The sequence below is a fragment of the Shewanella sp. 11B5 genome, assembly GCF_002836795.1.
Taxonomy (GTDB): Bacteria; Pseudomonadota; Gammaproteobacteria; order Enterobacterales; family Shewanellaceae; genus Shewanella; species Shewanella frigidimarina.
In genome coordinates this window covers 1-5,213 of sequence record NZ_PJAP01000403.1, presented here as the reverse complement: position 1 = coordinate 5,213, position 5,213 = coordinate 1, and the positions used below count along the sequence as shown (strand labels likewise).

General features: G+C 41.0%; 6 protein-coding genes. 1 reads left to right on the top strand and 5 read right to left on the bottom strand.

From position 1 onward, the window contains the following. Together CXF78_RS09405 and CXF78_RS09400 are read right to left on the bottom strand one after the other, a co-directional pair. The coding region (locus CXF78_RS09405; protein WP_102036620.1) for a hypothetical protein at positions 1–498 on the bottom strand (498 nt) is incomplete at its 3' end. Between the two features lie 6 nt (positions 499–504). After that, the gene (locus CXF78_RS09400) at positions 505–774 is read right to left on the bottom strand and encodes a DUF211 domain-containing protein (protein ID WP_011637748.1); all 270 of its coding nucleotides are present in this window, start codon (positions 772–774) and stop codon (positions 505–507) included. Positions 775–1,223: 449 nt separating this feature from the next. Here CXF78_RS09400 and trmH point away from each other — a divergent pair, with 449 nt between their 5' ends. After that, a complete protein-coding gene (trmH, locus tag CXF78_RS09395; RefSeq protein WP_011638558.1) occupies positions 1,224–1,925 on the top strand; it encodes a tRNA (guanosine(18)-2'-O)-methyltransferase TrmH in 702 nt (233 codons plus the stop codon). Positions 1,926–2,065: 140 nt separating this feature from the next. Here the strand turns inward: trmH and CXF78_RS09390 are convergent, their stop codons facing one another. The 3 genes from CXF78_RS09390 to CXF78_RS09380 form a co-directional block, all read right to left on the bottom strand. Further along, positions 2,066–2,479, bottom strand: a complete 414-nt coding sequence (locus CXF78_RS09390) for a type 2 periplasmic-binding domain-containing protein (protein WP_102036619.1) — start codon at positions 2,477–2,479, stop codon at positions 2,066–2,068. Positions 2,480–2,491: 12 nt separating this feature from the next. Continuing rightward, complete coding sequence (locus CXF78_RS09385) at positions 2,492–3,688, bottom strand: porin family protein (protein ID WP_102036618.1); 1,197 nt, start codon at positions 3,686–3,688, stop codon at positions 2,492–2,494. Positions 3,689–3,773: 85 nt separating this feature from the next. Beyond that, positions 3,774–5,213: methyl-accepting chemotaxis protein (locus CXF78_RS09380; protein WP_102036617.1), on the bottom strand; the 1,440-nt coding region annotated here is incomplete at its 5' end.

Here is a 5,213-nt window from a genome sequence, read left to right as displayed (position 1 = left end):
TGATATCCGGCCAAGAAATACCCCCAATAAAAAAGTGAGTAGCAGTGCCACTAAGATGGCAGCATAAAGAGGTGGAACAGGAAGGTTGATGCCAGTAATAGATAGCCATAGTGGTGACAATATTAACAGTGAAATGACCAGCGGGGCTAAGCCATTCACCAATGCAATCAACAAGGGTACCCACCGCGAGGCGACGCCATGCGCACTATTATGGAGATCACTAATCATTGCCTTCTCCAGCTCCCCCAAAGCATACTTTCGCTCGGCAGATTCACTGATGTAAGCACTGCTAATACCACTCATGCTTAGCGCAATCGCCGCCCCCAGACAGACACCAACAACCATTGATAAATCCGTGGGTGCACTGACAATAAAACCCATTATCAGCCCTAGCATGGTAAGTGCACCATCAAAACCGTTGACCACAAAATAACGACGCACAATACCCCGAGTACGAGTGATATCTAATAAAAAATTGGCCTGCGTTAACAGACTCATAATATATTAACCAGCAACCGTTTCATTATGTACTTCAACCTCATCAATACTGTGAAGAGACCCTCCCATATTGGTAATGGCAGATTGAATGGTATTAAAATCGATTTCGCTCCCAAACAGCTGTATTTGAACCGTTTCGGTATTTTCATCTATCTCAAGAACAATCAGTTTAACTCGATAATCGACACCTGTTTCTGCAATGGTTCGTGCAAAATCAAGTGCATTAGGTTGATGAGGTTTAAGCACATCCAGAACAATCCTTTTGACGTTAACCATAATAAATAGTCCTATAATCTTTTGTCTTGATAAGTATAGTAAAACCCTCATCAATTTGTGGTGAGATGTCTACTATTTCTGGGTAATTTGGCAACCTAATACCTTGGGCAATATTTGAAGCCATACTGTTTAATATGCTCCCATTTAACTAGCAGTACTAGGGTAGTCAATATAGAAACCTGCAGCCTAGATGACATAAGCTTTTTATGATGATTTTTAGGCCGAAAAGATAGAGTTTAATAAGTAATGACTTTTAAGAAATTTATTTTTAATCAATAAGATTCATTCAGTACAACATGCATGAGCGCAAGCGTTAGCATTTTAACGCTATAATGCCACTCGAAATAATCACCTGCTATCAATATTAATCGCTTCCCGGCGCATTTAGCGCCCTTTCTGTTGAAAGCTAATGTTTAAATATGTTGAATAAAATTAAGTAGAAATACCTCATGAGTCCAGAACGTTTTGCCCGAATAAATCAAATGCTTGATAACCGCCAAGTCGACTTAACGGTTTGCCTTGATAAAGTGCATATGACCAATAATATTGCTGCGGTTCTTCGCTCTGCTGACTGTGTGGGCATACATCAAATTCATGCAGTGTGGCCAGATGATGATATGCGGGTATCGGGTAATACCGCTTCTGGCAGCCAGCAATGGGTTGATACCGTTAAACATTACACGTTTGAAGAAGCTCACCAAGCTTTTAAAAAACAGAAAATGCAGGTATTAACCACTACATTTTCTGACTCTGCAGTCGATTTTCGTGAGATTGATTATACTCAACCCACTGCCATCGTAATGGGTAATGAACGAGACGGCGTCAGCGCAGAAGCAATTGCCGCAGCAGACCAACATATTATTATTCCCATGCGTGGCATGGTGCAATCGCTTAACGTGTCGGTTGCGGCAGCACTAGTGATGTATGAAGCTCAGCGCCAGCGCGAAGTGGCTAATATGTACGGCAAACGAAGACTTGATAACAGTTACTGCCAGACGATGTTGTTTGAACAAGGTCATCCGGTTTATGCTAAAGCGTGTCGCCGCAAACAGATCCCCTACCCAGCCATTGATGATCAAGGCCAAATTGTTGCCGACAAAGAGTGGTGGGATAGAATGCGCGCACCAGATCCACAAGCGTTAGTGGGTTGAATACCGAATAGCTTGCAGAGTCAGATTTGATTTAGCGATGATATCTTGTTTAATCGGGATATGGGTCGTAGCTTACCAATCAACTTAATGATATTCGTTGCCTAGTAAGCGTTGACCCAATTCATATTTCAGAAGATAGATTATGGTTGGTAAATAATCTTTAGTTGATCGGTTACCTCTGTAGAATCAATGTAACCAATTACTGAACTATTAGATGTTATTTCAGCAATAACCGCGGCTGACGAACTGACTTCCTTTGGCGGCGTGCCCTTTCCTGTAAATACCAACTGCGACCAGTAAGCCTGCAGTTGAGATCCTGACTTTTGCGTCACCTTGCTATGAAACTCTTCACGAATAGCTGAACCATCTGGATATTCAACAACAATTGGCTTAGTGCCATTTGGCAACGTTTTCAATTTACCTAAAAACAACTTCTTGGCGTCGCTTGCACTAATATTGTCGACACCATTTAAGTTCCCAACGATCACAGGCTCAGCAAAAGCACTACCCATGCCAATTAGGAGGCCTAATATTATAAATACTGATTTCATCATCTTGCTCCCTAATTAAAATACACAGTCTAAGCGAATTGAATAAACCAAAGAGTCATCTTGCTTAGAACCAAAGGTTGTAAGATCAAGGTTACTTGCCAGAGTAGCGTTACTAATCATGCCGACTGTATCGCCAAAATTGTTGATTAACGTTGCATCAGCTTTTATTGATACGTTGCTCATAACGTCGTAACGGACCCCTAATGAATATGCATCTCGTTCTGCCGTTAATAATGGCGCTACAGGTACAGTCATGCCCCCCAAGTTAAAATATTGACCAACGCGTTCAGAATTATCTGTAGTTTCCAGTCTAGCAATAGTCACATAAGGCATCCAATCACCAAAACGGCGTCCGTATGTCAGGTAAGCAGATTTAGTATCTGACATCTGTCCATCAACTTCTACTGTGGTATATTCACCCGTAATCAAGTTGGCTCCATCATCATATTTTAAACCGAGTCCAAAAAACTCTGCTTTGGTATCCTCAGGAATAATACTGTAAAACGAACTTGTTGAAGGGACACTAATTTGTGAAGTACCGTAGACAGCGCGAAGCAATAAATTGTCGTACTGCCAACCAGCACTGGCACCATACATGTAGTTAAATTCGATATTACCTTCTTTGGCTTTACCGGCAAATGCTTGCAACTGAATGGTTGAGTCATCTAATTCTAGATCGTAAGCAATATCACCGCCGACATAAGTACTAAAAGGCACGGCTCCGTAAACTTCTTCTGGCGGGCGGATAAAAGGTTGTGCATAGCCCACATCAAGAAAATCAGAGTACATAAAAATAGGAACACGAAGTTTACCGCCTCGTACTGTGACATCATTGTCAAAGGTATGCTTTATATAAGCCCATTCAAATGATGGGTCATAATCATCTTCACCTTTGGCAACAAGTTGCGACACAACACTAGTCTGTTCACCCAAAGTAAACTCTGCTTGTAAGCCAAGTAAACTTAATGAGTTCAATTCATAACTGTCATTAGAACCTGCATAACCAGCATCATTATTAGACCGTGTAGCGCCCACGCTAAAAAAACCGTTAACCTTAATTCGGTCGGCTATATCACTTGCGCTACTGCTTTTAAGTAATTGAATTTCTTGCTCTAGCTGACTGACTCGCTGATCTACGGTATCTTCCGCTGCTGCCACGGACAAGGCCGTTGTCATCAGCACAGGAATAAGGTAATACTTTTTATTCATCATCATTTATCCTAAAAATATAGAGTGGTATTTTTGTTTATTGATTAAGTTAACGCGTGGGTAAAAACTACATTCAACGTGTTATAGATCAGACCTTGTATTGATTAATCACTTGACCCAGTCTTTGGGTTACATTTTGAATTTCTTTACTTTCATGCAAAATAACTTCGGCGCCATCTCTAACCGAAGAGGAAATTTGATTTGCATCGGTAATACTGTTGGATATCGCTTCATATGTTACTTTTTGCTCATCTGTTTCATCAGCGATTTGTTTGTTTAGGCTCAAAATACGTTCAACTTTACGGGTGATATCATCAAGCGATCTGCCTGACTTTTCCGATTCAGTAACTGTTGTATTAACACTTTGCTGACCAGAATTCATAGCTACAACAACTGAAGAAGCTCCTTTTTGAATTTCTTCTAAAGCTTGTTTTATTTGTGCTGTTGCATCTTGTGTATGCGATGCTAAAGAACGTACTTCATCGGCAACAACCGCAAAGCCTCGACCATGCTCACCCGCTCTTGCAGCTTCAATTGCTGCGTTAAGTGCTAATAGATTAGTTTGAGCTGCAATGCGACTAATCGTGCTTAAGAATTCCCCAGCGTTATTTGCCAACAACTCAAACTCACTGACCATTCCTGCAGTTTTATTCACGTCTATAGCAAGGGCATTAATGCTCGCAACAGTTGACTCCACAACGTCTCGGCCTTCTTTAGCGGTATCATTAGCGTTGGAAGCTTCTGTTGATGCCAATAACGCACTTTCAGCAACAGACACAACACTTTCGGTAAGTTGCTGAACCGCCGCCATCACCGAAGCCATTGCAGTCTCTTGTGACTGAATTAACTGGGTGCTATCCATGCTGGTTGTTGCTAAACGTGTTGAAACTCTCTCCAAGGTTGTTATTGTCTCTTGGGTAGAGCTAATATTGCTGTGCATTGATTTAATAAATTCATTAAACCAATGTACTAAATGTGACACCTCATCTTTACGCGAGTATTCTATGCGTTTAGTTAAATCACCTTCACCCTCAACAATATCCCTCAATGAATCAGTCACTTGCTTTATTGAATTGGTGATACTACGAGTTAATAGATAGCTCGATACCACCATGGTCACAATTAAAATAATACCCAACATAATGCCGACAATACGGCTTGTTTCATTCTGTTTAAAGGTTTTAGCGACCACGTTACTAGATGCAATATGGATTGACTGAACCGAATCTGTTAGTGACTTTTCTAAGGTCTGAAGTGCTGTATTTGCTTGTTGAGATCGTGGAGCAATAACTTGGAAATCGACATCCCCATCTAAGAGTGATGAGGCGACAAAAAACTTATGTTTAGTATAAGTATTGAATAACTCTTTAAGATTAGCGGGCAAATTCAGGCTCTGGTTACTGGCTTGAATATTAACTAACACATCAAGCACGTATGCTGAATGCTGTTTTGCTTCTGTTATCCGGTCTTTTTCCCCGGTTGTCACTGCACCTTCAAGACTTTTTTCCACATCTTTAAGGCCCTCTTT